22 protein-coding genes are annotated in these 23603 nt (G+C 75.0%); 14 read left to right on the forward strand and 8 right to left on the reverse strand.

Annotated elements, in window-relative coordinates; all coding sequences use genetic code 11:
* Window positions 1–53 precede the first annotated feature (53 nt).
* Window positions 54–260: a helix-turn-helix domain-containing protein gene (locus ACE1OA_RS00405; protein WP_432751970.1), complete on the forward strand. Its 207-nt coding sequence runs from the start codon at window positions 54–56 to the stop codon at window positions 258–260.
* Here the strand turns inward: ACE1OA_RS00405 and ACE1OA_RS00410 are convergent.
* Window positions 251–1144, reverse strand: a complete 894-nt coding sequence (locus tag ACE1OA_RS00410; protein WP_432751971.1) for a DUF4437 domain-containing protein — start codon at window positions 1142–1144, stop codon at window positions 251–253. The genes ACE1OA_RS00405 and ACE1OA_RS00410 overlap by 10 nt on opposite strands.
* A 79-nt stretch (window positions 1145–1223) precedes the next feature.
* Between ACE1OA_RS00410 and ACE1OA_RS00415 the strand changes: the two genes are divergently transcribed.
* Window positions 1224–1793 carry a TetR/AcrR family transcriptional regulator gene (locus tag ACE1OA_RS00415; protein ID WP_356778229.1) on the forward strand — a complete coding sequence of 190 codons (570 nt, stop codon included), beginning with the start codon at window positions 1224–1226 and terminating at the stop codon, window positions 1791–1793.
* Between the two features lie 42 nt (window positions 1794–1835).
* On the opposite strand, the gene ACE1OA_RS00420 is transcribed toward ACE1OA_RS00415, so the two are convergent.
* The 3 genes from ACE1OA_RS00420 to ACE1OA_RS00430 form a co-directional block, all read right to left on the reverse strand.
* A complete protein-coding gene (locus tag ACE1OA_RS00420; RefSeq protein WP_432751972.1) occupies window positions 1836–2345 on the reverse strand; it encodes a MarR family winged helix-turn-helix transcriptional regulator in 510 nt (169 codons plus the stop codon).
* 75 nt (window positions 2346–2420) lie between these two features.
* Window positions 2421–3431, reverse strand: a complete 1011-nt coding sequence (locus ACE1OA_RS00425) for an alpha/beta hydrolase (protein WP_384867092.1) — start codon at window positions 3429–3431, stop codon at window positions 2421–2423.
* Window positions 3432–3900: 469 nt separating this feature from the next.
* Complete coding sequence (locus ACE1OA_RS00430) at window positions 3901–5346, reverse strand: dihydroorotase (RefSeq protein ID WP_432751973.1); 1446 nt, start codon at window positions 5344–5346, stop codon at window positions 3901–3903.
* 158 nt (window positions 5347–5504) lie between these two features.
* Between ACE1OA_RS00430 and ACE1OA_RS00435 the strand changes: the two genes are divergently transcribed.
* Genes ACE1OA_RS00435 through ACE1OA_RS00445 form a run of 3 tightly spaced genes read left to right on the forward strand, consistent with a single transcriptional unit; the run spans window position 5505 to window position 9094 of the window.
* Complete coding sequence (locus ACE1OA_RS00435) at window positions 5505–6713, forward strand: CaiB/BaiF CoA transferase family protein (RefSeq protein WP_356604074.1); 1209 nt, start codon at window positions 5505–5507, stop codon at window positions 6711–6713.
* Window positions 6714–6755: 42 nt separating this feature from the next.
* Window positions 6756–7613: a cyclase family protein gene (locus tag ACE1OA_RS00440; protein ID WP_432751974.1), complete on the forward strand. Its 858-nt coding sequence runs from the start codon at window positions 6756–6758 to the stop codon at window positions 7611–7613.
* Entirely contained in the window at window positions 7610–9094 is a 1485-nt protein-coding gene (locus ACE1OA_RS00445; protein ID WP_432751975.1) for an MmgE/PrpD family protein, read from the forward strand. The genes ACE1OA_RS00440 and ACE1OA_RS00445 overlap by 4 nt, the downstream gene beginning before the upstream one ends.
* A 64-nt stretch (window positions 9095–9158) precedes the next feature.
* Here ACE1OA_RS00445 and ACE1OA_RS00450 read toward each other — a convergent pair whose 3' ends face one another.
* Window positions 9159–10079, reverse strand: a complete 921-nt coding sequence (locus tag ACE1OA_RS00450; RefSeq protein ID WP_386542971.1) for an HpcH/HpaI aldolase/citrate lyase family protein — start codon at window positions 10077–10079, stop codon at window positions 9159–9161.
* A 318-nt stretch (window positions 10080–10397) separates the two neighbouring features.
* On the opposite strand from ACE1OA_RS00450, the gene ACE1OA_RS00455 reads away from it, so the two are divergent.
* The 6 genes from ACE1OA_RS00455 to ACE1OA_RS00480 all read left to right on the forward strand — a co-directional run bounded on the left by ACE1OA_RS00455 (window position 10398) and on the right by ACE1OA_RS00480 (window position 17442).
* Window positions 10398–12008 (forward strand): hypothetical protein, encoded by a 1611-nt coding sequence (locus ACE1OA_RS00455; protein WP_432751976.1) that lies wholly within the window; start codon window positions 10398–10400, stop codon window positions 12006–12008.
* Between the two features lie 150 nt (window positions 12009–12158).
* Window positions 12159–13151: a hypothetical protein gene (locus ACE1OA_RS00460; RefSeq protein WP_432751977.1), complete on the forward strand. Its 993-nt coding sequence runs from the start codon at window positions 12159–12161 to the stop codon at window positions 13149–13151.
* Window positions 13148–14218 (forward strand): hypothetical protein, encoded by a 1071-nt coding sequence (locus ACE1OA_RS00465; protein ID WP_432751978.1) that lies wholly within the window; start codon window positions 13148–13150, stop codon window positions 14216–14218. The genes ACE1OA_RS00460 and ACE1OA_RS00465 overlap by 4 nt, the downstream gene beginning before the upstream one ends.
* Entirely contained in the window at window positions 14218–16113 is a 1896-nt protein-coding gene (locus tag ACE1OA_RS00470) for a hypothetical protein (RefSeq protein WP_432751979.1), read from the forward strand. Before ACE1OA_RS00465 ends, ACE1OA_RS00470 begins: the two co-directional genes overlap by 1 nt.
* Window positions 16110–16796 carry a neocarzinostatin apoprotein domain-containing protein gene (locus ACE1OA_RS00475; protein WP_432751980.1) on the forward strand — a complete coding sequence of 229 codons (687 nt, stop codon included), beginning with the start codon at window positions 16110–16112 and terminating at the stop codon, window positions 16794–16796. The genes ACE1OA_RS00470 and ACE1OA_RS00475 overlap by 4 nt, the downstream gene beginning before the upstream one ends.
* Window positions 16780–17442: a neocarzinostatin apoprotein domain-containing protein gene (locus ACE1OA_RS00480; protein WP_386542964.1), complete on the forward strand. Its 663-nt coding sequence runs from the start codon at window positions 16780–16782 to the stop codon at window positions 17440–17442. The genes ACE1OA_RS00475 and ACE1OA_RS00480 overlap by 17 nt, the downstream gene beginning before the upstream one ends.
* Window positions 17443–17655: 213 nt before the next feature.
* On the opposite strand, the gene ACE1OA_RS00485 is transcribed toward ACE1OA_RS00480, so the two are convergent.
* Window positions 17656–18315, reverse strand: coding sequence for an isochorismatase family protein (locus tag ACE1OA_RS00485; protein ID WP_356604093.1), 660 nt, complete (start codon window positions 18313–18315; stop codon window positions 17656–17658).
* 1 nt (window position 18316) lies between these two features.
* Complete coding sequence (locus ACE1OA_RS00490; RefSeq protein WP_386542963.1) at window positions 18317–19510, reverse strand: CaiB/BaiF CoA transferase family protein; 1194 nt, start codon at window positions 19508–19510, stop codon at window positions 18317–18319.
* A gap of 63 nt (window positions 19511–19573) precedes the next feature.
* Between ACE1OA_RS00490 and ACE1OA_RS00495 the strand changes: the two genes are divergently transcribed.
* Window positions 19574–20590, forward strand: a complete 1017-nt coding sequence (locus tag ACE1OA_RS00495) for a hydroxymethylglutaryl-CoA lyase (RefSeq protein ID WP_432751981.1) — start codon at window positions 19574–19576, stop codon at window positions 20588–20590.
* A gap of 2 nt (window positions 20591–20592) precedes the next feature.
* Window positions 20593–21288 (forward strand): hypothetical protein, encoded by a 696-nt coding sequence (locus tag ACE1OA_RS00500; protein WP_356604099.1) that lies wholly within the window; start codon window positions 20593–20595, stop codon window positions 21286–21288.
* Window positions 21289–21308: 20 nt separating this feature from the next.
* On the opposite strand, the gene ACE1OA_RS00505 is transcribed toward ACE1OA_RS00500, so the two are convergent.
* On the reverse strand, window positions 21309–22097 hold the full coding sequence (locus tag ACE1OA_RS00505) for an IclR family transcriptional regulator (protein WP_356778194.1): 789 nt from the start codon (window positions 22095–22097) through the stop codon (window positions 21309–21311).
* Between the two features lie 198 nt (window positions 22098–22295).
* On the opposite strand from ACE1OA_RS00505, the gene ACE1OA_RS00510 reads away from it, so the two are divergent.
* A complete protein-coding gene (locus ACE1OA_RS00510; protein ID WP_432751982.1) occupies window positions 22296–23597 on the forward strand; it encodes a flavin reductase in 1302 nt (433 codons plus the stop codon).
* Window positions 23598–23603: the final 6 nt, after the last annotated feature.

Genomic DNA, 23603 nt, shown 5'->3' on the forward strand with positions numbered 1-23603 from the left:
GACTCACTCCTGCTCACCGACTAGGAACGGTTCCCGACACTACGGAGAAGCTCATGCCCCTATCGCTGCAACAGCAGCAGGACCGTCAAGCCCAGCACCGCCTGGCGGTCCTGCGCCACGCCGAGGAAGTCACCGGGAATGTCTCCCAGACATGCCGGTACTACGGGATCAGTCGCAACTGCTTCTGCAAGTGGCAGCGCCGCCAGGGTGAGCGGCCTCCGTCCAGGTGGCTGTCGGATCCGTCCCGACGTCACTGGTAGGACGGGTCCTCCCACGCGCCGATGCTGCGGGAGCGGACCGGTTCCACGAATCGCGGGGGGACGCTGTGGGGGTGTTCGGGGCCCCAGTTGGTCGCTCGGCCCTCCATGACGACGCGCGCATCGGAGGTGTACCAGTCCACGAGATCGCTGTCGGACCGCACGATCCACGTGCAGCCCTCGTCCGCGTCGGCGGTGAAGTCCCCGTGCCGGATGAGGGGCGGCCGCCAGAAGTACGTGCCGGGCCACATCTTTCCGTAGTTGTAGGTGAAGGCCCCCGCGAGGCAGTAGGCCTCTTCCGTGCAGGGGTGGTGGGCGAGTGGCTCCTCGCGCCAGCCCGGCTTGGCCTTGATCAGCCTGCTGTAGAACCCGGTCTTCTCGTCGCGGTGGAGCATCTTGATGTAGAGGCCAGGAACGGGTGTGCCGCCGAGGTCGAAGCGCATGGGGCTGCCGTCGCGGACGTCGATCCAGGGCATCCGGGAGGTCTGCAGGACGGTCAGCTTCTGGTCCGGGCGCAGGCGCCGGCGGTCGGTGTCCGCCGGGGTGAAGCCCCAGCCGCCGTGCTCCCGGAACAGCAGGATCTCCGTGCCCTTCTCGGCCTCGACCGAGGGGGTGAGGGCTCCGGCCGGGGCCATCCAGAAGCCCTCCGCCTCCAGGACCGTGTCCCCGACCGTCACCTGGCCGGAGAGCACGTACCACTCCGTGTCCGCCTCGTGCACGCCTGCCGGTCGTGACCAGTCCGTCGTGAAGTGGACCTTGAGGGAGGCCGAGCCGTCCTCCTCGTCGTAACTCAGGTTGCGCTGCAGGGCGACGCCCTGCGCGTGTGCGAACTCCGCGGTGTGCCAGATCAGATCGCGCTCGTCCACAAGCTCCACGTGCGGCCGCATGGTGGCTCCCTCCGAGTCGGGTTTCCAGTACAGAACGTATCGTTAAGCGAAAAGCGATACAAGATGTAGTGTTAATTTCGTGACGCAACCCGGCCGCCCTGCGGGGCCCACCGACGAGACCCGGGCCGCCGTCCTGACCGCGGCACTGCACCTGCTGCTCGCCGAAGGCGCGTCGGCGCTCACCGCACAGCGCCTGCATTCCGCGACGGGGGTCTCCCGGTCCACGATCTACCGCCACTGGCCCACGCCGGAGGCCGTACTGGCCGCCTTGATCGAGGTCGCTCCGCTCAGGAGCCGCTCCCTCACCGGGGACGCCCGGAAGGACCTGCACGAGGAAGTGGACGCGTTGTGCGACCGGTTGCGCGACAAGCCGGTGGGCGCGTTCCTCCGGGCGATCGTGGCAGCGGCCGCGTGGGACGCGGATCTCGCGGAGCTGCGGCGTCGCTACGTGGACGACCTCCTGGAGCCCTTCCGGCAGGCCCTGTCCCCCACCGGCCTGCCGAAGGGCGAGCGCGAGGACGCCGTCTCCTCGATCGTGGCACCCCTCCTGCTCGACGGGCTGCTCCTGGATCGCCCGCCGGCCCGGGACTCCGCCCACCGGAAGGTCGACGAACTCCTGGACGGCGTTCCGCGGCGGTCCCCGTCCTGACCGTCGGACCGCGGGAGGCGGCGCCCCTGATCGGGTACCCGTTCACGCGGGCCGGTCGGGCGGATCCGCTCCGGTCGAGGACATCTCCCGGCGCAGCAGCTCCAGGAACCGGAGCGCGGTCGCCGTGTCCTGCCCGCCGGTACGCTCGACCGCCTTCCGGGCGGCCCGGTCCAGGAACAGGAGGTACCCGGCGGCCAGCTCACGACCAGGGGGCTCGCAGAAGAGGTGGACCACCCGCCGGTCGGTCGCGGCACGCACGCGCCGCAGATGTCCGGCCTTCTCCAGCCGGTCCAGGCAGGCGGTGACGGCACCGGAGCCGCTGCCCAGGTGCATGCCGAGCCGTCCCGGGGTCAGCGGTGTGGGTGCTTCGAGGACGGCGACCAGGGCTCGCAGGTCGGTGGTGTGCAGGCCGGCCTCGCGGGCGAACCGGTGCACCAGGTGGTTCAACTCGCTGTTGAGCGCTCGGAGTTGGCGCGCCACCGAGTCCGGGGGTGCGGCAGGGACCTCGGACTGCTGAGCCTCGGGGCCGTCGTTCGGTCGCGTGGGGGCCACGTCCACCTGGGGAGGGGTGAGCCCGGTCGGCGTCCGCCCCCGTCCGGAGGGGCGGACACCGGAGCCGGTGGGTGGTCAGGATCCGCTGAGGGTCTGGATGGTGCCGGCCGTGCGCAGGGAGTCGTAGCGGCTGCCGCCGGGGCGGTGGGTGGCGGTGATCGTGCCGCTCGCGTCGTCGCCGGCCCAGATGGTGGCGAACTCCTGGAGGACGGCGATGTTTGAGGCCTGGGGCGCGCCGTTGGGCAGGGCGCACAGGGTGTCGGTGCTCGCGCCTTCCGCGTCGCAGTGCGAGCCGGTGCTCAGCCGGACGCCGAGGAAGTCCCGGTGGACGTCGGTGGTGAGCTCGTGGGTTCCGGAGGCCTGCCCGTTGGCGAGGTAGGGGGGTGAGGAGATGGCGTGGATGGGGAGGTTCGTCAGGTTCAGCCCGTTGAGGGCGTTGGCCATGTTGAGTCCGACGAAGGAGTTGACGGGATCGAGGAGGACGATCCCGGCGAGGCGCTGGAAGGCGTCCGGGTAGCTGGTGCGCAGCCGGTTGGCGACGTAGCTGACCGCCTCTCCGCCGGCGGAGTGGCCGGAGAAGACGAACTTCGGGGGCAGCGGGAGGCCGGGGCGGCCGGCCTTGGCGGCGGCGTCGGCGAAGCTGCGGCCGAGCTTGTCGCGGGGATCGTCGGCCTTGCCGAAGAGGTCGGCGACGTTGTTCAGGAAGGCCGTGTTGTTGCCGAGGTTGGAGACTGTGCAGCCGAAGGTGTCGGCGGACGGCAGGGTGGGGGCGAAGACGACGAAGCCGGCGGCGGCGTAGCGACGTGCCAGGTCTTCGAGGTGCTCGTTGGCGCGGCTGAAGCCGTGCTGGAGCCAGACCGTGCCCTTGGGGGCGGAGGCGGCCGGGAAGTACCAGTCGCCGGAGCGCTTGTAGATCAGGAACGCGCAGCGGACGTCGACCGTGTTGGAGACCTTGACCACGCCGTCGGAGGCGTCCTGCTCCACTCCGGTGGCGGGAGTGACGGCGGTGGCGGTGGCGGCCACGGCGAGGGCGGTGGCGGAGAGGAGGCGCGGGAGGGACATGCGTCTGTGCGAGAGGGCACTCATGGGGGCTCCCAGGGGATGGCCGCGTGAGGTCGCGGCGTCGCCGGTCGGTCCCGGACAGGACCGAGGCTTGTTTCCACTGTCGTAACTCTGTTTCCTTCGCATCTCATTGGGCCCGAGCGGGTGCACCGCGTCAAGCGGTGTGGCGCTGATTCTTTCGCGTCCCCGCAACCGGTCCGGGCATCCGGGAGGGGCAGGCGCGGGGACCTGGTGACGGAACGTCCGCGCTGGTCAGACACATGCTGCGCGGAGGGCGGCGAACCGGGCACCGAGGTCGGCGCCGGGTCGCCAGGACCGGGCGGCCGGATGACCACCCGGTCATACTCGTGGCCGTCCGCCCGCCGTGTCAACGCGGATGCCGTACCCACTCGTTCACTTCCGGGACCGGGGGGCGGCACGGACGCGGGGCGTGCGCACGCATGGCCGCCCCGGCCGCCGTCGAGGGGCGGGAGGGACGTCGGGGCGCGCCTCGTCAGCGGGACAGGTAGCGACCTCGGGGGGTGGGGGTGACCTTGCCGTCGCGGTAGGCGATGTGGCCGCCGACGACGGTGGTGGTGGGCCAGCCGCGGAGTGCGCGACCCTCGAAGGGGCAGTGGTCCTGACCGGACAGCAGGAGGTCGGCCGTGACGGTGCGCACCTCGTCCAGGTCGGCGACGACCAGGTCGGCGTCGGAGCCCACCATCAGCGACCCCTTGCCCGGGAGTCCGTAGGCGGCGGCAGGGTTGGCGGAGAGGAGTTCCGCGACGCGGCGCAGCGGGAGGCCGCGCTTGTGGTGGCCCTCGGACAGCAGGACGGGGTAGAGCAGCGCGGTGCCGCCGAAGCCCGGCAGGGCGGGCCACAGGGCGTCGCCCTTGGACTCCTCCATGCAGCAGGCGTGGTCGGAGGCCACCCAGTCCACGGTCCCGTCGAGCACTCCGTCCCACAGGGCGTCGTTGTCGGCGCGGGTGCGGATGGGCGGGTTGACCTTGGCGCCCAGGCCGCGGCCGGCGGCGTCCAGGCTGTCGTGGTCCAGGCACAGGTGGTGCAGGGTCACCTCGGTGCGCAGGTCCAGTCCGGGCGAGGCCGCGCGGGCGGCGCGGGCTCCCGCCAGGGCGGCGGCGCTGGACAGGTGCAGCAGGTTCACCGGGCAGCCGGTGGCCCGGGCGAGGGCGGCGGCCTCCGCGATGGCGACCTCCTCGGTCAGCGGCGGGCGGCCGTCGTGGTAGGCGCGGAGAGTCTGCGGATCGCCGGCGCTGCGCACCCGGTCGATGAACAGGCGCATCAGTTCGGCCTGTTCGCAGTGGAGCGAGAGTGACACCCGGCCGCGCGGCCGCGCGGCGCCGGCGGCCGCGACCGCCTCCATGAGCTGGTAGAGGTGGCCGAGGTCGTACTCCTCGCCCTCCTCGGCCATCCGGAAGCTCCGGGCGTCACGGGAGTCGGCCGCGAGGTTGAAGCCCTTGTAGAACATGTAGTACTTGAAGGAGCTGACGCCGTGCTCGGCGACGAGGGCGGGTATCTCGCGCACCTGGGCGGTGTCCATCGGGGCGAGGTGGAAGCCGTAGTCGGTGTGGCTGCGGCCTTCGACGGCGGAGAGGACCTCCGGGAAGATCTCGCCGTAGGCCCCGGTCCGGTCGAGGTAGTGCTCGCCGGTGCGGAAGTAGGAGAGCACGCTCGTCGCTCCGCCGACCAGGGAGGAGCGGGTCTCCTCCGCCGCGTCCTGCTCCAGGGAGCGGTAGATGCCGAGGTGGAAGTGGGCGTCGACCGCACCGGGGAGGACCACGCGCCCCGCGGCGTCGATGACCTCGTCCGCCTCGGCGGCGTCGATGCCGTCGGCGAGCGCCGCCACCTTGCCGTCGCGCACCGCGAGGTCGGCGGAAATCTCTCCGAGGTGGGGCTGGACGAGCGTGCCGTTCTTGATGAGCAGGTCGTATCGAGGCATCACAGGCCGGGCGGGCCGCGGACGGCGCCGCCCGCACCCCCTTCCGCATCTCCGAGGAAACGACGTTTCTCTTCTGCGTGACGGAGAGTCATGCTAGCTTTTCGGAACAGCGTTTCGCAAGGAGAAACAGCGGTCCCCGCCTCGTGAAGGTGAGTCCCATGGCCCCCCTCCCCCGCCCCGCCCCGCTGAGCGGGGTCACCGTGCTGGACTGCGCCACCCTGTTCGCCGGGCCGCTGGCCGCGACGGTGTTGGGCGACTTCGGCGCCGAGGTCATCAAGATCGAGCACCCGGTCCGCCCTGATCCGGCCCGCACGCACGGCCCGGCGAAGGACGGCGAGGGGCTGTGGTGGAAGATGCTCGGCCGCAACAAGCAGACCGTCACCCTCGACCTGAGCCGGCCCGCCGGCGCCGAACTGCTGCTCCGGCTCGCCGCGCAGTCCGACGTCCTCATCGAGAACTTCCGGCCCGGGACGCTCGAACGCTGGGGGCTGGGCCCGGAAGAACTCCACCGCGTCAACCGGCGACTGGTCGTGGCCCGCGTCACCGGCTTCGGCCAGTACGGCCCCTACGCCCGCAGACCCGGCTTCGGCACCCTCGCCGAGTCGATGAGCGGCTTCGCCGCGCTGACCGGCGAACCGGACGGGCCTCCGACGCTGCCGCCCTTCGGGCTCGCCGACGGGGTGACCGCGCTGGTCGCCGCCTCCGCCGTGCAGACCGCCCTGTACCACCGCGACGTGCACGGCGGCCCGGGCCAGGTCGTCGACCTGGCGATCATCGAACCGCTGCTGACCCTGCTGGGCCCGCAGCCCACCGCCTACGACCAGCTCGGCACCGTGCCGCCCCGCACGGGAAACCGGTCGGTGAACAACGCCCCCCGGAACATCTACCCCACCCGGGACGGCGCATGGGTGGCCGTCAGCACCTCCGCCCAGTCCGTCGCCGAGCGGGTCATGAAGCTCGTCGGGCATCCGGAGGTGACCGCCGAACCCTGGTTCGCCGGGGGTGCCGGCCGGGCGGCGCACGCGGACCTGCTCGACGCCCAGGTCGGTTCCTGGATCGCGGCCCGCGACCGGGACACGGTGATCGCCGCCTTCGAGGAGGTCGAGGCGGCGATCTCCCCGGTCTACGGCATCGCGGACATCTTCGAGGACCCGCAGTACCGGGCCCTGGACTCGCTGACGACGGTGGAGGACCCGGATCTGGGGCCGCTCCGCATGCAGAACGTCCTCTTCCGGCTCTCCGCCACACCCGGCGCCATCCGCTGGACCGGCCGCGCTCACGGCCGCGACACCCGCACGGTCCTCGCCGAGCGACTCGGCCTGTCACCCCGCGAACTGGACGGCCTCGCCGCGGACCGCACGATCTGACCGCCCACCCCCTCTCCCCCCTCGCCTTCCTTCGGAGACTCCATGAACAGCGTCCACGGGTACCGCGGCGGGCCGGTACGGCTGGCCGGCGCTCCGGTGCTCGACCTCGCCCATCCGATGCGCCGGGGCATGCCGCAATCGCCGAACCATCCCCCCTTCCGCATGCTGCTCGAACGCCGGCACGGCGACCACGTCCGTGCGGACGGCGGATCCGCGGCCAACGAACTCATCGTCACCGGGGGCCACGTCGGCACGCACGTCGACGCCCTGGCGCACGTCTCGCAGGCCGGACTGCTGCACGGGGGCATCCCGGCGGGCACGGTCCAGAGCCACGAGGGATTCACCCGGCACGGCATCGAGGAGTTCCCGCCGTACGTGGGCCGGGCGGTCCTCCTGGACGTCGCCGCCGTGCACGGGGTGCCCGTCCTGCCCGCGGGCTACGAGATCACCGTCGCCGACCTGGAGAAGGCCCGGGACGCGGCGGGCGTGGAGATCGGGGCGGGTGAGGCGCTCCTGATCGGGACGGGCTGGTCCCGGCACTGGGCGGACCCGGCGGTCTTCACCGGCCAGGAGCACGGGGCGCCCGGTCCCGGGCCGGCGGCCGGAGCCTGGATCGCGGAGCGCGGAGTGCGGGTGACCGGAGGCGAGACCATCGCCTTCGAGCACATCGCGCCCGGCCGCGGTCACGCCGAACTGCCCGTGCACCGGCGCCTGCTCGTGGAGGCCGGTGTCCACATCGTGGAGACGATGCGGCTCACCGGGCTCGCCGACGCCGCCGCGCGTCGCCGGCGAGCGGACTTCCTGCTGGTACTGGCGCCGCTGCCGGTGGTCGGCGCCACCGGTTCCCCCGTCCGCCCCCTCGCCCTGCTCCCGGACGACGGGACGGAGGACCGGGCATGAGCACCGCGGAGCCCGAGGGGTACGCGGCGCGGCTGGCGGCCTTCGCGGCGGCCTGCCGGAGCGAGGGGACACCGCGGGAGATCGCGGCGGACGCGGCGGCGCGCGTCCTGGACTGCCTCGGCAACAGCCTGGGGGCCCTCGGCCCGCACACCGGCGAGGCCGCCGGCCCCTCGCCGCAGGCCACGGCGCTGGCCGTGGCCCGCGCGGCCGGTGGAGCCGGGGAGGCCACCGCCGTGGGCAGCGGCGTGCGGCTGCCGGCCGATCGGGCCGCGCTGGTGAACGGAACGCTCGCGCACGCCCTCGACTTCGACGACACCCACCTGCCGTCCGTCCTGCACCCCACGGCCGCCGTCCTGCCCGCGGCGCTCGCCGCGGCCGAGGCGACCGGGGCCACCGGGGCGGCGCTGCTGGCCGCGCTGGCGGCGGGCGGGGAGGTGTGCTGCCGCCTGGGGACGGCCTCGTACGACCCGGAGCTGCGCAACTCCGTGTTCTTCGAGAAGGGCCTGCACGCCACCTCGATCTGCGGGACCGTGGGCGCCGCGGTGGCCGCGGGCCTGCTGTACGGGCTGACCGAGGCGGAGTTGGCGCACGCCATCGGCATCGCCTGCTCGATGGGCGCCGGGGTGATCGAGGCGAACCGGACCGGCGGCAGCGTCAAGCGCCTGCACTGCGGCTGGGCGGCCCACTCCGGGGTGTGCGCCGCCCAGTTCGCCGCGGGCGGGATCACCGGGCCGCCGACCGTACTGGAAGGCCGCTTCGGTTTCCTGACGGCGTTCCTGGACGAACGGTGGACGGCGGAGCCGCTGCTGGCCGGCCTGGAGGCGATGGGCGCGGCCGGCAACTGGCAGTACGCGCGGACCGTCTTCAAGCCGTACCCCTCCAACCACTTCACCCACCCCGGGATCGACTGCGCGCTGGCGCTGCGCCGGGCGGGGCTGCGGGCCGAGGACGTGCTGAGCGCGCAGCTCGGGGTGGCCGCCGCGCCCCGGCGGACCATCGGGGAACCGCGCGCCGAGAAGACGCGGCCCCGGACGCCGTACCACGCGAAGTTCTCGGGCCCGTACACGGTCGCGGCGGCGCTGCTGTCGGACCCGGGTGAGGGGGGCGCGGCCGCCGGTCCGGGGCTCGGGCACGCGGACTTCTCCCCGGCGGCGTTCACCGATCCACGGCGGCTCGCGCTGGCGGAGCGGGTGGAGGTGGTGGCCGACGACACGTGCGACGCGGAGTTCCCGCACGCCTTCAGCGCGGTGCTGCGCGTCCGCACGCGCGGCGGCCGGCTGAGGCAGACGCGGGTCGCCGGTTCGCTGGGCGGTCCCGGCGCCCCGCTGTCGCGGGAGCAGCTTGCGGGCAAGTTCCGGCTCAACGCGGAGCCCGTACTGGGCGCGGCGCGGGCGGGCGCGGTGGTGGCGGCGGTACGGGCGCTGGCGACCGCGCCGCGCGGCGCGGTCGGAGCGCTGCTGGCTCTGACGCGGACCGGGTGAGCGGGATGCGGCCGCCGGCACGAGGAGAGCCGTTCGCGTCCCCGGCGCCGCCGGGAGGGGAGCGTCAGGGCCGGTGGTCCCCGGGAGCGGGCGGCGGGTGGGAGGTCGCCAGCAGGCGGCGGGCGGCGCGGACCACCGCTTCGTCGACCATGCGACCGTCGGGGTCGGTGATGACGCCGGAGCCGTTCCGGACGGCCTCGTCGAAGCGTTCCAGCAGGGCCCGGGCGGCGGCGACCTCCTCCGGTCCAGGGGTGAAGGCGGCGTGCACGACGGCCAGTTGGCGGGGGTGGACGCAGGCCCGAGCGCGGTAGCCGAGGTCGCGCAGGGCCCGGGTGCCGCGCGCGAGCGCGTCGAGGTCGGTGTAGTCGGTGCTGACCGGGCCGACGGGTGGCAGCAGTCCGGCGGCGGCCGAGGCGAGCAGGACGCTGGTGCGGATGGCGGTGAGAGCCGCCCCGCCGTGCCCGTCGGGTGCGTCCGCCGGGGCGATGCCGAGTTCGGCGCACAGGTCGGCCTCGCCGAGGTGCAGATGGCGTACCCGGGGTGCCTGGGCGATCGGCCGGACGTCGAGTACGGCCGCGGCGGTCTCCAGCAGCGGTGCGAGGGCGATGCCGCCCGGGGCCAGCCCGTGGCGTGTCTCGGCGGCCGTCAGGACGGCGTCCTGGGCGGCGACCGCTTCGGCGCCGGAGCATTTGGCGAGGCAGAAGCCGGTCACGGCGGGACCGGCCAGCAGGGCGCTCTCCGCACGCCCCCGCTCCCCGGGGTTGACCCGGATCCAGATCTCCGGCGTCCGGTCCGGGACGGTCTCGGCCAGCCAGCCGTGCACGAGGGCCAGCGCCCGGTCCTTGCCGTCGGCGGGAACGGCGTCCTCCAGGTCGACGATCAGGGCGTCGGCGCCCCGGGCGGGCGCCTTGGCGAGCATCTCCGGGCGGTCGCCCGGGACGTAGAGGTAGGAGCGGGGCGCGGAGGGGTGCTGGTTCGCGGTCATGGCGCGGCGCTCCGATGCGCTGGAGGGAGGGGTCGGCCCGGTCGCGCCCGGCACCCGGAGAGGGTCCACGCGCGAGGCGCGAAGGGGAGTCGGACGGCAGATCCACCCTAGGAGCGCGGGGTGTTCCGGTCAACGGTCGTGTTTCGCTGGGGGATTCGCCGTTTCTGGATTGGTGCGCTTCCCGAAACGCAGCTTTTACCGCGGCGACCGTCCGGACCCTTGACACGCCGCGTGCCGGGCGGGCTGTATGGGAACCCAGGAGAAACAAAGTTCCGTACAGGGAAACTCGTCGCTCCCGTCGAGAGGAACCCACCGCCCATGCACCCTCGACCCGCCAGACCCGCCCGGACCCGGGGTGGTGCCGCACTCGCCGCCCTCGTGGTGGCCGCGTCCGGCTCGCTGGTCCTCGCAGGATCGCCCGCCCACGCCGGCAGCGCGTCCGTCACCTACGACTGCGTCTTCAGCTCCTCCCACTCGCTCTTCACCACCACCGCCACCCTCACGGCCCCGGCCACCGCGGCGGCCGGCGAGACCGTGGACCTCACGTTCAGCCTCGCCGGCAAGGGTCCGGCCAACGGCCCCGTCGCCCTGCCGGCGTCCAGCGTCGTCCCCTCGGCCAAGGTCCTCGTCTCCGGGCAGGCACCGATCACGCTCACCGCCCCGGCCTCGAACCCGCCGATCCCCGCCAAGGGCGAGATCCCGATCCCCGATCTGACCGGCAGGCTCACCGTGGCGCAGCCCGGAACGGTGAGCCTGACTCCCGGCCAACTGACCCTGGACATCCCGAGCTACGGCCTGTCCCTCGGCTGCACCCTCCAGGGCACCGCCCCCACCCTGCACACCATGACCGTCACCCCGGCGGCCGGCGGGGCCGCCGCGGCCGTCACCGGCATCTCCGGCCGGCCGGCCTCGGACACCACCGGAGCCCGTCCCGGGGACGTCGTCACCCTGGCCGGAACCGGCTGGGATCCCGCCGCCCCGATCGGCGCGGCGGAGCTGTGCTCCCTGGCCGGCACCGGCTGTTCCGGCGCCGACCTCACCACCGACCTGCGGGTCGGCGCCGACGGCGGGCTCACCGGTACGGTGACGATCGGCGCGGGTGCGGCCCCCGGGCCGCACCGGCTGAAGCTCACCCAGGGGACGGCCTCGGTGTCCCTCGTCCTCGGCGTCCTGGGCACCCGCACCCTGCAGGTCACGCCGGGCGGAGGCGGACCGGGGACCAGTGCCACGGTCAGCGGCGTCAGTTTCGACCCCGGCGACGAGGTCGGCGTCACCGCCCTCGACAAGGACGGCAGGCCGCTCGGCGGGGCGGGACCGACCGCACCGGTCGACGCGCGGGGCAACTTCACCGCCACCCTCGTCCCGGCCGTGGGGGCCGTGACGATCGTGGCGACGGAGAAGGACGGCGGGGACACCGCCGAGATCCCGTGGTCCGGCAGCGCCGACGGCGGCGCCTCCGACCAGACGCTGAAGGTGGTCGTCAGCGGCGGCGCGCTCACCATGTCGGCGGAGCCGGGCGAAGTGGTCCTGTCCCCGGTCACCGTGGACGGCACCGCGGGCGCCTCCACCGGCAGTCTGCGCGCGCTGGAGGTCAAGGACTTCCGCGGCACCACGGAGGGCTGGTCGCTGGTCGGCACGGTCACCGACTTCCGCAACGCCGCCGGAGCCGTGATCCCCGCGTCCCGACTGTCGTGGACCCCGCAGTGCGCCGTCCACCCGGGCGCGGCCGCGGCCTCCGCGGTCGTCCCGGGCAGTCCCGGGCCGCTCAGTTCCACCACCGCGGCCGCGCTGTGCACCCAGGCGGCGAGTGCCGACCCGGCCTCGGTGACGGGCGGCCACTTCGACGCGGGCGCGGCGCTGAACCTGCGCGTCCCGCAGATCGTGCAGAGCGGCGAGTACACGGCCGTGCTGCGGCTGACCCTGTCCTGAACCCCATCCTCACGGCAGCGTGCCGGCGGCGGGCCCGTGCGCCCGCCGCCGGGCACCGGCGAGAGCGGAACCATGACCCCTTCGCGCAGCGACCGCCCAGCCGGGCGGGTCCCCAGAACCTCCCACCCCGCAGAAGCCGTTCTGCTCGTCGTGCTGCTCACGTGCCTGCTCGCGTCCCTGCCGGCGGGATCGCCGCAGGCCGCCGCGGCGACGGGGGCCGGGGCGGGCGGCGCCGGGAGCAGTGGCAACGCCGGCGGCGCCAGTGCGTGGTCGGTGCGGCCCGCGGGGACCACCGCCCGGACCGCCTTCGTCATGGACTCCGCACCCGGCGCGATCGTCAGGGACGCGGTCCGCGTCAGCAACCTGTCCGACGCCCCGCTCTCCTTCCAGGTCTACGGCGCGGACGCCTACAACACCCCGCGGGACGGCGCCCTCGCCTACCGGCAGGCCGGCGAGGCGCAGACCGGGCTGGGCGGCTGGCTCGCCCTCGGTACGAACGCCCTCGTCATCCCGCCCGGCCGGGCCGCCGACATCCCCTTCACGCTGAGCGTGCCCGCCGACGCGCCCCCCGGCAGCCACGTCGGCGGGATCGTCGCCCTCAACAACGCCGTCGAGCAGACGGGCGGGACCTCCGAGGTCGACGTGGGCATCCAGCGGGCCGTCGCCGTCCGGATCCAGCTGTCCGTGGAGGGGCCGCTGACCCCCGGGGTCGCCGTCCGCTCCGTCCGGGTGCGGCACCGCCCGGCGGGGGCGCCCTTCGGCGGCGCCCGCGCCACCCTCGCCTACACGGTCGTCAACACCGGCAACGCCGCTCTGCGGCCCACCGTCTCACCCCGCGTCAGCGGCCTGTTCGGGCTGCGGCAGAGCGCCTTCGCCGACCGAACGCTCCCCCTTCTCCTTCCGGGGCAGAGCGCCGAACTCACCGTCGACTGGCCGGAGGCGCCCGGCACGGACTACCTCACCGCCTCCGTGCGCGTCACCGCGCCGGGGCTGCCCGCGGCCTCGGCGCAGAACGGCCGGGTCGTCGTGTCCTGGCCCACCGTCGGCGCCGTGGCCGGGCTGCTCGCCGTCCTCGCCGGCGCGCTGGGCCGGATCCGGCGGCGGCGCCGCGGCGCCCTTCCCCCGACCGGGGTGGTGTCATGACGCTCCGCCGCCTGCTGGTCGTCCTGCTGCTGCCGGTCGTGACGGTCCTCTCCGTCGTCGCCGGTCCCGTCGTGGCGGCTGCCGCGACCGGGCCGGCCGTCACGGTGGAGGGGGCCCAGGCCGCACCGGGTCGACCGGTCAAGGCCGCCGGAACGGGCTGGCGGCCGGGGGCGACCGTCCAGGTCGAGATCTGCGGCGGCGGTGCGCGGCGCGGCAGCGCCGACTGCGACACGCTGCGCGCCGCGGTCGCCCTGGTCGCCGCGGACGGCACCTTCCGGCTGACGCTCATCGCGGGGGCGCCGCCCGCCGCCTGCCCCTGCGTCCTGCGGGCGGTCGCGGCGCAGGACGGGGCCCGGGCCCAGACCCCGCTGCACATGGCCGGGGCGGCAGGCGGGCCACCGGCGACCGCGCCCGCTCCGGTCGTGCGGGTCGACGTGGTCGCGGCGACCCTCTCCGGAGGCCCGCGGTTCGGCGAGCTGTTCGGCGCTCCCGCGCACCGGACCCTGACCGTGACCCTGCGCAACCCCGGCGACCGGCCGCTGGGACGGGCGCCGCTGATCGTGGCCTGGGGACCGGGGGCGACCGTCGACCTTCCCGTGGGCATCCCGGTGACGGCGGAACTGCCGGCTCGCGCCGAACGGACGTACCGGATCCCGGTACGGCTTCCGGCGGCGGCGTTCGGCCGATACTCGGTGGGCGGCCGGTACGCGTCGGCCGAGTTCTCCGTCACCACCGACCTCTACCCGTGGGGGCTGCTGGGTCTGGCCGCCGTCGCCGTCCTGCTGACCGTCTTCACCGTCTCGGTCGCCGTGCGCCGGGGCGCCGAGAGGCGCCGGGCGGTGCGGGCCCGGCGGAGGGCGGGCGCGGTGGAGCTGCCGCCGTTCGTGGCGGCGGACCTGCTGGCCGGCGTACTCGCCGCCGGGGCGGCGGACGACGCGCGCCCGGGGCTGGTCAGTACGCGTGCGGTGGTCCGCGCGCTGGTGGGCGAGGCCGCCCTCGTGGACGCGGGCGGGCTCCGGGCGCTGGCCGGCACCTTGCGCACGTCCCTTCCGGGCGAGGAGCGGTGATGGCCTCTCTCACGCCCTGCTCCATCCGTCCGCGTCCTGACGTCTGGGCGGGCGCGGCCGCCGGACTGGCCGGCGGGGCGTATCTCGCCGCCGCCCCGTTGCTGGGCGGGCCCGTCGGGATGCCGGGTGAAGCCGTCCGGTATCTGCTGCTGACGGGCCTGCTGCTGGCCGGGGCGGTCGGACACGTGCTGCGCCGCCGCGGCCGGGCGACGGGAACCGCGGGGGCGGCCCGGCGGGCGGCTGCCGTCTGCCTGCTGGCCGGGGCCGCCCCGCTGCTCGGCTCGCCCATGGTGTTCGCCGGGCTTCTGGTGGCGGCCGCCGTCCTCGCGGGCGGCTCGCTCGCCCTCTACCGGCCCGGGTACGCCTGGCATGCGGCCTGCTTCGCGGGGGCGGCCGCCGGGGGCGGTGCCACGGTGCTGCTCGCGCAGCGGCCCCAGGTCGTGTGCGCCGTCGGGTGCGGTCTCGCCGCGCTGCTGCTGGCGCCTGCCGGCCTGCGGTCCGCCGCCCCGGATGACGGCCGCGACACTCACGCCGCCCTGTCCGGGTGGACCGTGGCCGCGGTGGGCGCGGCGGTCTTCGGCACGCTGTTCGCCGGTCAGAGTCTGGTCGTCTTCCGCTGGGAGCTGCTGGGCGGCGCGGGCGCCCGCCCGTTCGCCTGGGCCGCCTCGGCGGCGGCCGTCCTGACGTGCGGGCTCGCCCTGGCCGGCGGACGGCCGGGGGCGGGCGCCGGTGCGCGTACGGCGCTGTTCGCGGCCGGGCTCACGGCGGCGGTCGCGGCCTGTGCGGGCGCCGCCCAGGTCTGGCAGTTCACCCTGGCGCTGGGGCTGGTCCTCACCTGCGGGGCCGCGGCGGTGGTGGGCCCCGGGCGGCGCGGCCCGCGCGACACCGGTCACGCGGTGGTAGGGGTGCTGGGCGGGGCCGCCGCCGTGACGGCGGTCGTCCTGTCCGGCAGGCTGCTGAGCGGCCCGGACTCCCTGGCCGCGATCGGCCTGGTCCCCGCGGTGGCGGCGGCCTGCGCCCTGATCCGCGGCGGCAGGCGCACGGCCGCCACCGATCCGGCCGGTCCCGCCGCCGACCCGCCGGGTGCCGCCACCGCCGTGGACGGCGCCGGTGCGGTGCGGGGGGTGGGAACCGCCGGCGGCGTCGGGGCCGGCGGTTCCGCCGGGAGGTCCGGCTCCGCCGGACCGGCTCCGCTCCATGTCCGCGGCCTCGGGGTGAGGACCGCCGGGGCGCCTCCCGTACGGCGGCTCGGGCTGACGGTGGAGGCCGGAGAGATCACGTACCTGACGGACACGCTGCCCGGCCGCCGCGCGGGGGCGGTCCTCGCCGTCCTCGGCGGGCTGCGCCGGGCCGATGCGGGGAGCTGGTGGCTGCGGGGTCACGACGTGTCCCGTGTCGCGGAACGGGGGCGCTGGGATCTGCGGATGTCGGCCTACGTCGATCCGTCGGACCCGGCACGGGCGGGCGCCCTGCCGCAGGGGCATCCGGCGGCGTCGGTGACGGACGCCGTCGCGGCCGCCACCGCGCACCTGGGTCCGGAGCGGGCGGCGGTGCTGACCGCGGGCGCACGCACGGCCTTCCCGTTCCTCGCGGCCAAGGGCGCGGAGGACTGCGCCGTGCTCGGCCCCGACGAGCGGTGCGTCCTCGGGCTGGCCCAAGCCCTCATCGTGCAGCCCGCGTTGCTGCTCCTGGATCTGACCGGTGCCGGCTGCGGACCTCTCGCGGCGGATCCCGCCGTCACGGCCGTCCTGCGCCGCATCGCCGACGGGGGGACGGCGGTGCTCGTCGCCGCCCCCGCGGGGCAGGCCGTGACGACTCCGCGTCCTCTTCTGCTTCCCGTGTCCGGCGGCACCCGGGCAGCTCGGCTCCGACGGAACGGAAAGGCCACATCGTGAAGACCTCCCTGGCGCACCGGACCGGCCGGACGGCACTGGCCGCGACCGCGGTGCTCGCCCTGGCCGGCGCGGCGGGCCCCGCCGCGGACGCGGCCACCGTCCGGGTGTCGGCCGCCACCGGATTGACCGAGGGCCGGCGGATCACCGTCGAGGGCACCGGGTTCCGCGCCGGTCTGACGTCGGTCGCGGTCGGCCTGTGCAAGAAGGGCTACACCGGCAACAGGGACTGCGATCTGGCGGGCGGCGCCCGCCTGGTCACGATCGGCCCGGACGGCGTGCTCCCCCGGGTCACCCTCACCGTGCACGCGCGCTTCGCCGGCATCGACTGCCGTACGACGCCGTGCGTGATCGGTGTCGCGCCCCTTCCGTCCGGTACCCCGCCCGCGCTGATCGCCGCGAACAGCGTGCAGGTCGCCGTCGGCTTCGAGGGCGGAACGGTCCCCGGCGAGGCGTCGGGATCGGGGCGGGCCGCTCCGGCCGGCGCCGCGGCCGCTCCTGCCGCCGCGCGGGCCGGCGACTGGAGCGGGCCGTCCACCCCGATGTGGGCGCTGTCCCTCGGCGTGGCCGGCGCCTGCCTCCTGCTCGGTGTCCACTCCCTCGTCCGGGGCCGCCGGGGGGCGGCTCCGGCGGGGCCACCGCTGTCCCCTGCTGGTTCTGGAGGAACTCATGACATCGCTTCGTAGAAGTCGCCGCGCGGGCGCGTTCGCCGCGGCGGCGGTCCTGGCGGCGATGGCGGCCGGCCCGGCCGCCGCCGCCGGGACGCTGACCGTCAGCAGGTCGACCGGACTCGCCGTGGGAGACACGGTGACGGTGTCCGCGAAGGGGCTGAGCCCCGATCAGGGCTTCGTGCCGATCGGACTGTGCAAGCCGAAGCCGGCCGGCCCGGCCGACTGCGAGACGTCGCCCGACGCCGCGGTGATCGGGAAGACCGACGGCTCCGGGGTCTGGCACAGCGCGGCGGACAACGCGGCCACCGCCCGGATCACCGTCAAGGCCAAGGCCGGCGGGGCGGATTGCACGGCGAAGCCGGGGAACTGCGTCATCGCCGTGTCGATCTCCTCGACGAAGGAGCTGGTGGAGGTGCCGCTGACGGTGCGTGCGGGCGGCCAGGGTCCGAGCAGCCCGGCCCCCTCGGCCTCCGGCCAGGTCCCCGGCCAGGCCGCCGGGGGCGGCGGGGGCACAGCGGCGTCGGGCGGGGGGAGCGACGCGGGGTCGCTGCCGCGGACCGGTTCCACCGACGGCCTGCCCGTGGCCGCGCTGACGGGCGGCACGCTGCTCCTGCTCGGCGGCTGCACGCTGGTCCTGCTGCGGCGCGGTCCTCAGGCCTGAGGACCGGCGACCAGGCTCGGTCAGGTCGGACCCGGTCCGGTCGGCCCGGTTCTGCTCGGGTCCCGTCCGGTCCGCCCCGGCGCCGGTCGGGCGCGGGTTCGACCGGCGCCGGGGCGGTCAGGGGCGCGGCGCAGACGCCTGTACGGGCGGTGGGCCGTGCCACCCGGGGCCCGCCACCCGGCGGGCCGTCCGACCAGGGGCGGCGGCGATCCCTCAGGCCTGCTCGGGGCGGGGGTGCGGCGGCTCCCCCAGGCGGCGGCAGGCGGAGGCGAGGTCGACGACGTCGGCGTACTTGGAGTCGAGGTCGAAGAGGTTGCCTTCGTGCGGGCCGGCGTCGCGGTCGGCGACGGCGTCGCGGACGACGATGGGGCGCAGCCCGTACTGGAGGGCGTCCAGGGTGGTGGCGCGCACGCAACCGCTGGTGGAGAAGCCGCCGATGACGACGGTGTCCACGCCGAGGACGTTCAGGATGTCGCGCAGCCGCGTCTCGAAGAAGGCGCTCGGGTAGTGCTTGCGGATGACGATCTCGCCGGGCTCCGGCGGGCAGATCGGGGTGAAGGCGGCGTGTGGACTGCCGGCGCGGAAGGCTTCGAGGCCCGGGACCTTGCGGGCGAAGTGGGGTGCGTCGGCCCCCGGTTCGGCGTCGTAGTGCACGGCGGTGAACAGGACGGGGAACTGGGAGCGCCGTGCGGCGCGGGCCAGGCGGGCCATGGCGTGCAGGGCGGCCTCGGCGGTGCCGAGGTGGAGGCGGCTGTCCGGGACGGCGTAGGCCTGGACGGGGTCGACGAGGAGGACGGCGGGGTGTTCGCCCCACCCGATGCGCCGGCCGAATCCGGCGGCTTCGTAGTCGTCTGCCAGGGGTGGGCCGGGCATGTCAGATCACTCCGTCCGCGGTGAGCTTGTCCCGCTCCTCGTGGGTGAGGCCGAGGAGGCCGCCGTAGACGTCCTCGTTGTGCGCGCCGAGTTCGGGGCCCGCCCAGCGGACGGAGCCGGGTGTCGCGGAGAGCTTGGGGACGACGTTCTGCATGGGGATCTCGCCGAAGTCGGGGTGCGGAAGGCGCACGATGGCCTCGCGGGCGGCGAAGTGCGGGTCGGTGAGCATGTCGGCGGCGGTGAAGGTCTTGCCGGCGGGGACGCCCGCGTCGTGCAGGGCGCCGAGCAGGGTGTGCGCGTCGTGTCCGGCGGTCCACGTGGTGATGAGGTCGTCGAGTTCGCCCTGGTGGGCGCCGCGCGCGGTGTGCGTGGCGTACCTCGGGTCGTCGGCCAGGTCGGTGCGGTCCATGACCTCGGTGAGGCGGCGGAAGACGGTGTCCTGGTTGGCGGCGATGAGCACGGCGGCTCCGTCGGCGGTCGGGTAGACGTTGCTGGGGGCGACGTTGGGCAGGACGGGGCCGGTGCGTTCGCGCTGGTAGCCGCCCACCTCCCACTCGGGCAGCAGCGACTCCATGTACGCGAGGACGGCTTCGTACAGGGCGGAGTCGACGATCTGGCCGGTTCCGGTGCGGGTCCGGGCGTGCAGGGCCATGACGGCGCCGTACGCGGCCATGGTGCCGGCGAGGGCGTCGCCCAGCGAGACTCCGGCACGGGACGGGGGCCGGTCGGGTTCGCCGGTGATGTGGCGGATGCCGCCCATGGCCTCGCCGATGGAGCCGAAGCCGGCGCGGGGCGCGTAGGGGCCGTCCTGTCCGTATCCGGTGACGCGGACCATCACGAGGCCGGGGTTGACGGCGCGCAGCTCCTCGAAGCCGAGGCCCCAGCGCTCCAGGGTGCCCGGGCGGAAGTTCTCGACGAGGACGTCGGCGCGGGCCACGAGGCGACGCACGAGCTCCTGGCCCTCCGCCCGGCGCAGGTTGCAGGTGACGGACTTCTTGTTGCGGGCGACGACGGGCCACCACAGGGACTTTCCGTAGGGGCGCTCGCGTCCCCACTGGCGCATCGGGTCGCCGCGCCCGGGGTCCTCGAGCTTGATGACCTCGGCGCCGTGGTCGCCGAGGAGCTGGCCGCAGAAGGGACCGGCAAGCAGCGTGCCGGTCTCGATGACACGGATGTCGGAGAGGGGTCCACTCATGCCGCGAGTGTAAGTTTGGGAAACACTGTTTCGCTAGAGGAATCGACGCGGCAGAATGCGCGCATGGACGTTTCCCTGGACCACCACGTGCACGACTCCCCGGACGACCGCCCGTCCGGGCACCCCGGCGGCACCTCCACCGAGCCGCGCGGCGGGCCCGGGGTGGTGGAGGTGGCCCCGCGGGACGGGCTGCAGAACGAGGCGCGACCGCTGTCCCCCGTGCAGCGCGCGGACCTCATCGCGCGGGCCGTCGCGGCCGGCGCGCGCCGGGTGGAGGCCGTCGCCTTCGTCCACCCCGGCCGGGTGCCGCAGATGGCGGGCGCGGAGGAGGTGATGGAGCTGGTGGAGCGCGTCGAGGGGGTGCGCTACAGCGGCCTGGTGCTCAACGCCCGCGGGATGGAGCGGGCGAGTGCGAGCGGCGTGGACGAGGTCAACTACGTGGTGGTGGCGAGCGATACGTTCTCCCGGCGCAACCAGGGCGTCGGCACCCGCGAGGCGCTGGCCGCGTGGGAAGGGATCGCCGCCCGCGCGCACGCGGACGGGATCGGGCGCTCGCTGACCGTCGCGGCGGCCTTCGGCTGCCCTTTCGAGGGGGAGACGCAGGAGGCGGCCGTGGTGGAACTGGCCCGGATCGGGGCGGAGTCGGGCGCCGAGGAGCTCGTACTGGCCGACACCATCGGCGCGGCCGCGCCCGACGCGGTCACCCGGCTGCTCACGGCGGTACGGGAACAGGCGCCCGGCGTGGTCCTGCGCTGCCACTTCCACAACACGCGCAACACCGGCTACGCGAACGCGGTCGCGGCCGCGGAGGCCGGCGCGTCCTGGCTGGACGCGTCCCTCGGCGGCATCGGCGGTTGCCCCTTCGCCCCCGCCGCCACCGGAAACATCGCCACGGAAGACCTCGTCTACCTGCTGGGCCGGATGGGCATGGACCCGGGCATCGACCTGGAGGCGGCCACCGAGGCCGGGACCTGGCTGGGCTCGGTGCTCGGGATCGCGGTCCCCGCCCTGCTGGGCCGGGCGGGGCCCTTTCCCGGGACGGCGCCCGGGGCCTCCGGAGCACCGCGGGGGGTGGAGTAGCCGTGGGCGCGCATCCGCACGGGGCCTGGATCCTGCTCCATCTGCTGCTGTTCGTCTTCTGGCTGGGCGGCGACCTCGGCGTCTACGTGTCCAGCCGGTACGTCCTGAGACCGGACCTGCCCTTCGCCGCCCGCTCGACCGCCCTGTCGATCATGGGCGGGCTGGACCTCGGTCCCAAGATCTGCCTGGTGCTGACCCTGCCGAGCGGCGTCACGCTGATGGCCCTGGAGCCGCACGGTGCGGGACGCCTGCTGAACGGCTGGTCCGCCGGGGCGACATGGCTGTTCGCGGCGGTCTGGCTGTGGCTGACCGTCCGTGAGCACCACCATCCCGGCCGCCACCCCTGGACGCGCCGGGCGGACTGGACGCTGCGGGTGCTGCTGACGGCCGCGCTGGGGGGCGTCGGCCTCTACACCCTGCTGGCCACCGAGCCGTTCGGGGTGGACACCGATCCGCGCTGGCTCGGCGGCAAGGTGCTGCTGTACGCGACGGCGATCGCCTGCGGGCTGGGGATCCGGCTCACGCTACGGCCGTTCGCGGGTGCGTTCGGCGCGCTGGCGCGCTCGGGGAGCGGCGAGCGGGTGGAGCGTGAGCTGCGGCGGGCCGTCGACGGCTGTGTGCCGTACGTGGTGGGGATCTGGTCGTGCGTCCTCGCGGCCGCGGCGCTGGGGGTGTTCAAGCCCGGCGCCGACCTCTGATCCGGCGCGGGTCCGGGGGGTCAGCCGACCCCGGGCCGGAATCCGAACTCGGCCGAGAGTCGCTCCGTGCTGGCCATCAACAGGGGGGCGCACTCGGCCAGGCGCGGCTTGAAGCGGGACTGCGGACCGGCGAGGCTAACCACCGCGATGACGTGGCCGTCGTACCCGAAGACGGGCGCGGCGAGCGAGGCGGAGCCGCTCTGCCGCTCCCCGACGGACGTGGCGTAGCCGCGGCGCCTGACGGCCGACAGCTCCTTGCGCATGCGCTCGGGGTCGGTGATGGTCCGGTCCGTGATCGCGTCCAGCGCGTGGCGCTCGAGGTAGGTGTCGATCTCGGCGTCGGGCAGGAAGGCGAGAAATGCCTTGGAGGAGCTGCCCGCGTGCAGGGGGAGCGGGATCCCGAGGGCCACCTCCATGCGCAGTTCCTGCTCCGGGACGACCTGGTCGACGTAGAGCCGGGTGTCCCCGCGGCGGATGGAGAGGGTCGCGGTCTCACCGCACTGGGCGGCGAGCCGGCGCAGCTCGGGGGCGGCGAGCACGCGCAGGTCGGTGCGGGCGAGATAGGCGCGTCCGAGCGAGATCGCGGCCGGGCCCAGAGCGTAGCGGCGCGTGACGGGGTCCGCGATGATCAGGTCGCGGTTGCGCAGGGCCGTCAGGACGCGGTGCACCGCGGCCTTGGTGATGCCGAGTTCCTGTGCGATCTCGGTGACCCCGAGATCGGGGCGGCCGCTGCGGCCGAACATCAGCAGCACGTCCATGGCCCGCTCGACTGCGGCGACGGACCGGCTGCTGCTCGTCTCCTCGGTCACGGCTGTCCTTCTGCGCGATGGGCTCGGGAATCGACGGTCCCTCGTCGTTCTCCCCGACGTGCCGACAGCATAACGTCGATTTCCCCATGGGAAACAGCAGGTTCGCGGATGTCGGATTCGTTGACAGCGGCGAGAGCACGTCGTTACCTTGAGAGAAACAGCGTTCCACTAGAGGAAACACGACCAACCGGGGGTTCGATGACCGCAGTCATCGACAAGGCGACGTTCCGTCAGGTTCTGTCCCGCTGGCCCAGCGGCGTGGGAATCGTCACCACGGCCGGTGCGGACGGGTGGCACGGAATGACGGCGAGTTCCTTCAGCAGTGTGAGCCTCGCACCACCGCTCGTCCTGGTCTGCCTGGACCGGACGATCCGCTCCCACCGGCTGCTCACGCGCAACGGCGTCTTCGCCGTCAACGTCCTGGGCCGCGACCACCTCGCCCTGGGGCGGAGGTTCGCGGGGATGGAGCCCGGTGTCACCGACCGCTTCGCCGCGGGTGACTGGCTCCCCGGCGCCACCGGCAGTCCCGTCCTGACGGACTCGGCCGCCTGGGTGGACTGCCGCGTGCTCCACCGGTATCCCGGCGGTGACCACACCATCTTCCTGGGCGAGGTGGTGGCCGCGGGTGTCCCCCGCCTCACCTCCCCCCTGCTCTTCCATTCCCGGTCCTGGGGCCAGTTGGCGGACCCGCTGCCCGACCGGGTGGACCTGGCCGACACCGGCCTGGCCGGCGCGACGACCCCACACACCGCGCGGCTGGCCCGGGCGCTGCGGCTGGCGGGCGTGCGGGTGCGCCTGGGGACGTCCGCGGGCGCGGCAGGCGCCGACGGCATCGGCTGCTCCTCGGTCCACGTGGCCGACCCCGGCGGCGCCGCCGACGCGGCGACGGCCGGCTCCCCCGCCGTGGAGTTCACCGTGCCGGCGGACGGAGACGGCGCGGGCGCCGCGGGGCTGGTCCGGGCGGTACGCGACACCGGCCGTCCGGACACGCTGGTGGTGGCCCGCATCCGCGACGCCCTGCGCCCGGAGCTGGCCCGGGCCTGCCTGCTGACCGTGCAGCGGCTGACGGCCGCCGGCTGCGGGGAGATCGTCCTGGAGGAGCCCGCGGAAGGGGCCGGTGACGGGGACGGCGCCTCCCCGCTGGCCCTGCGCCGGCTCCTCCAGGACGCGGTCCCGGAGGCCGGGGCCGTACCGCTGCGCCTCGCGCTGCGCGACCACCACGGCCTCGGCCTGGTCAACGCCCTGACCGGCATGAAGAGCGGGATCCGCTGCTTCGAGACCACCCTCGCCGACCACGGCGGGGTACTGGCCACCGAGCGACTCGCCCTGCTCTGCTCCCGCATCGGTGTCGCCGCCCCGCTGGACGGCGCGGCCCTGCGCGCCCTGCGCGCCGAGGCCCGCGTCGTCCTGCGCGCGCAGCCGGCCGGGGCTCCCGCTCCCAGCGCCCCGCACTACTCCCCCGACCCGGCCGCCGTCCACCCCGCCCCGGACCCCCAGTAAGGAGAC

Origin of the sequence: Streptomyces sp. JL2001, from assembly GCF_050917515.1 — a bacterium.
Taxonomy (GTDB): Bacteria; Actinomycetota; Actinomycetes; order Streptomycetales; family Streptomycetaceae; genus Streptomyces.

Bases quoted from the DNA above. Each gene is read 5' to 3' on its own strand.
- ACE1OA_RS00405 (WP_432751970.1), top strand. From the start codon at position 54: ATGCCCCTATCGCTGCAACAGCAGCAGGACCGTCAAGCCCAGCACCGC.
- ACE1OA_RS00410 (WP_432751971.1), bottom strand. From the start codon at position 1,144: ATGCGGCCGCACGTGGAGCTTGTGGACGAGCGCGATCTGATCTGGCAC.
- ACE1OA_RS00425 (WP_384867092.1), bottom strand. From the start codon at position 3,431: ATGAGTGCCCTCTCGCACAGACGCATGTCCCTCCCGCGCCTCCTCTCC.
- ACE1OA_RS00430 (WP_432751973.1), bottom strand. From the start codon at position 5,346: ATGCCTCGATACGACCTGCTCATCAAGAACGGCACGCTCGTCCAGCCC.
- ACE1OA_RS00435 (WP_356604074.1), top strand. From the start codon at position 5,505: ATGGCCCCCCTCCCCCGCCCCGCCCCGCTGAGCGGGGTCACCGTGCTG.
- ACE1OA_RS00440 (WP_432751974.1), top strand. From the start codon at position 6,756: ATGAACAGCGTCCACGGGTACCGCGGCGGGCCGGTACGGCTGGCCGGC.
- ACE1OA_RS00445 (WP_432751975.1), top strand. From the start codon at position 7,610: ATGAGCACCGCGGAGCCCGAGGGGTACGCGGCGCGGCTGGCGGCCTTC.
- ACE1OA_RS00450 (WP_386542971.1), bottom strand. From the start codon at position 10,079: ATGACCGCGAACCAGCACCCCTCCGCGCCCCGCTCCTACCTCTACGTC.
- ACE1OA_RS00455 (WP_432751976.1), top strand. From the start codon at position 10,398: ATGCACCCTCGACCCGCCAGACCCGCCCGGACCCGGGGTGGTGCCGCA.
- ACE1OA_RS00465 (WP_432751978.1), top strand. From the start codon at position 13,148: ATGACGCTCCGCCGCCTGCTGGTCGTCCTGCTGCTGCCGGTCGTGACG.
- ACE1OA_RS00470 (WP_432751979.1), top strand. From the start codon at position 14,218: ATGGCCTCTCTCACGCCCTGCTCCATCCGTCCGCGTCCTGACGTCTGG.
- ACE1OA_RS00480 (WP_386542964.1), top strand. From the start codon at position 16,780: ATGACATCGCTTCGTAGAAGTCGCCGCGCGGGCGCGTTCGCCGCGGCG.
- ACE1OA_RS00485 (WP_356604093.1), bottom strand. From the start codon at position 18,315: ATGCCCGGCCCACCCCTGGCAGACGACTACGAAGCCGCCGGATTCGGC.
- ACE1OA_RS00490 (WP_386542963.1), bottom strand. From the start codon at position 19,510: ATGAGTGGACCCCTCTCCGACATCCGTGTCATCGAGACCGGCACGCTG.
- ACE1OA_RS00495 (WP_432751981.1), top strand. From the start codon at position 19,574: ATGGACGTTTCCCTGGACCACCACGTGCACGACTCCCCGGACGACCGC.
- ACE1OA_RS00510 (WP_432751982.1), top strand. From the start codon at position 22,296: ATGACCGCAGTCATCGACAAGGCGACGTTCCGTCAGGTTCTGTCCCGC.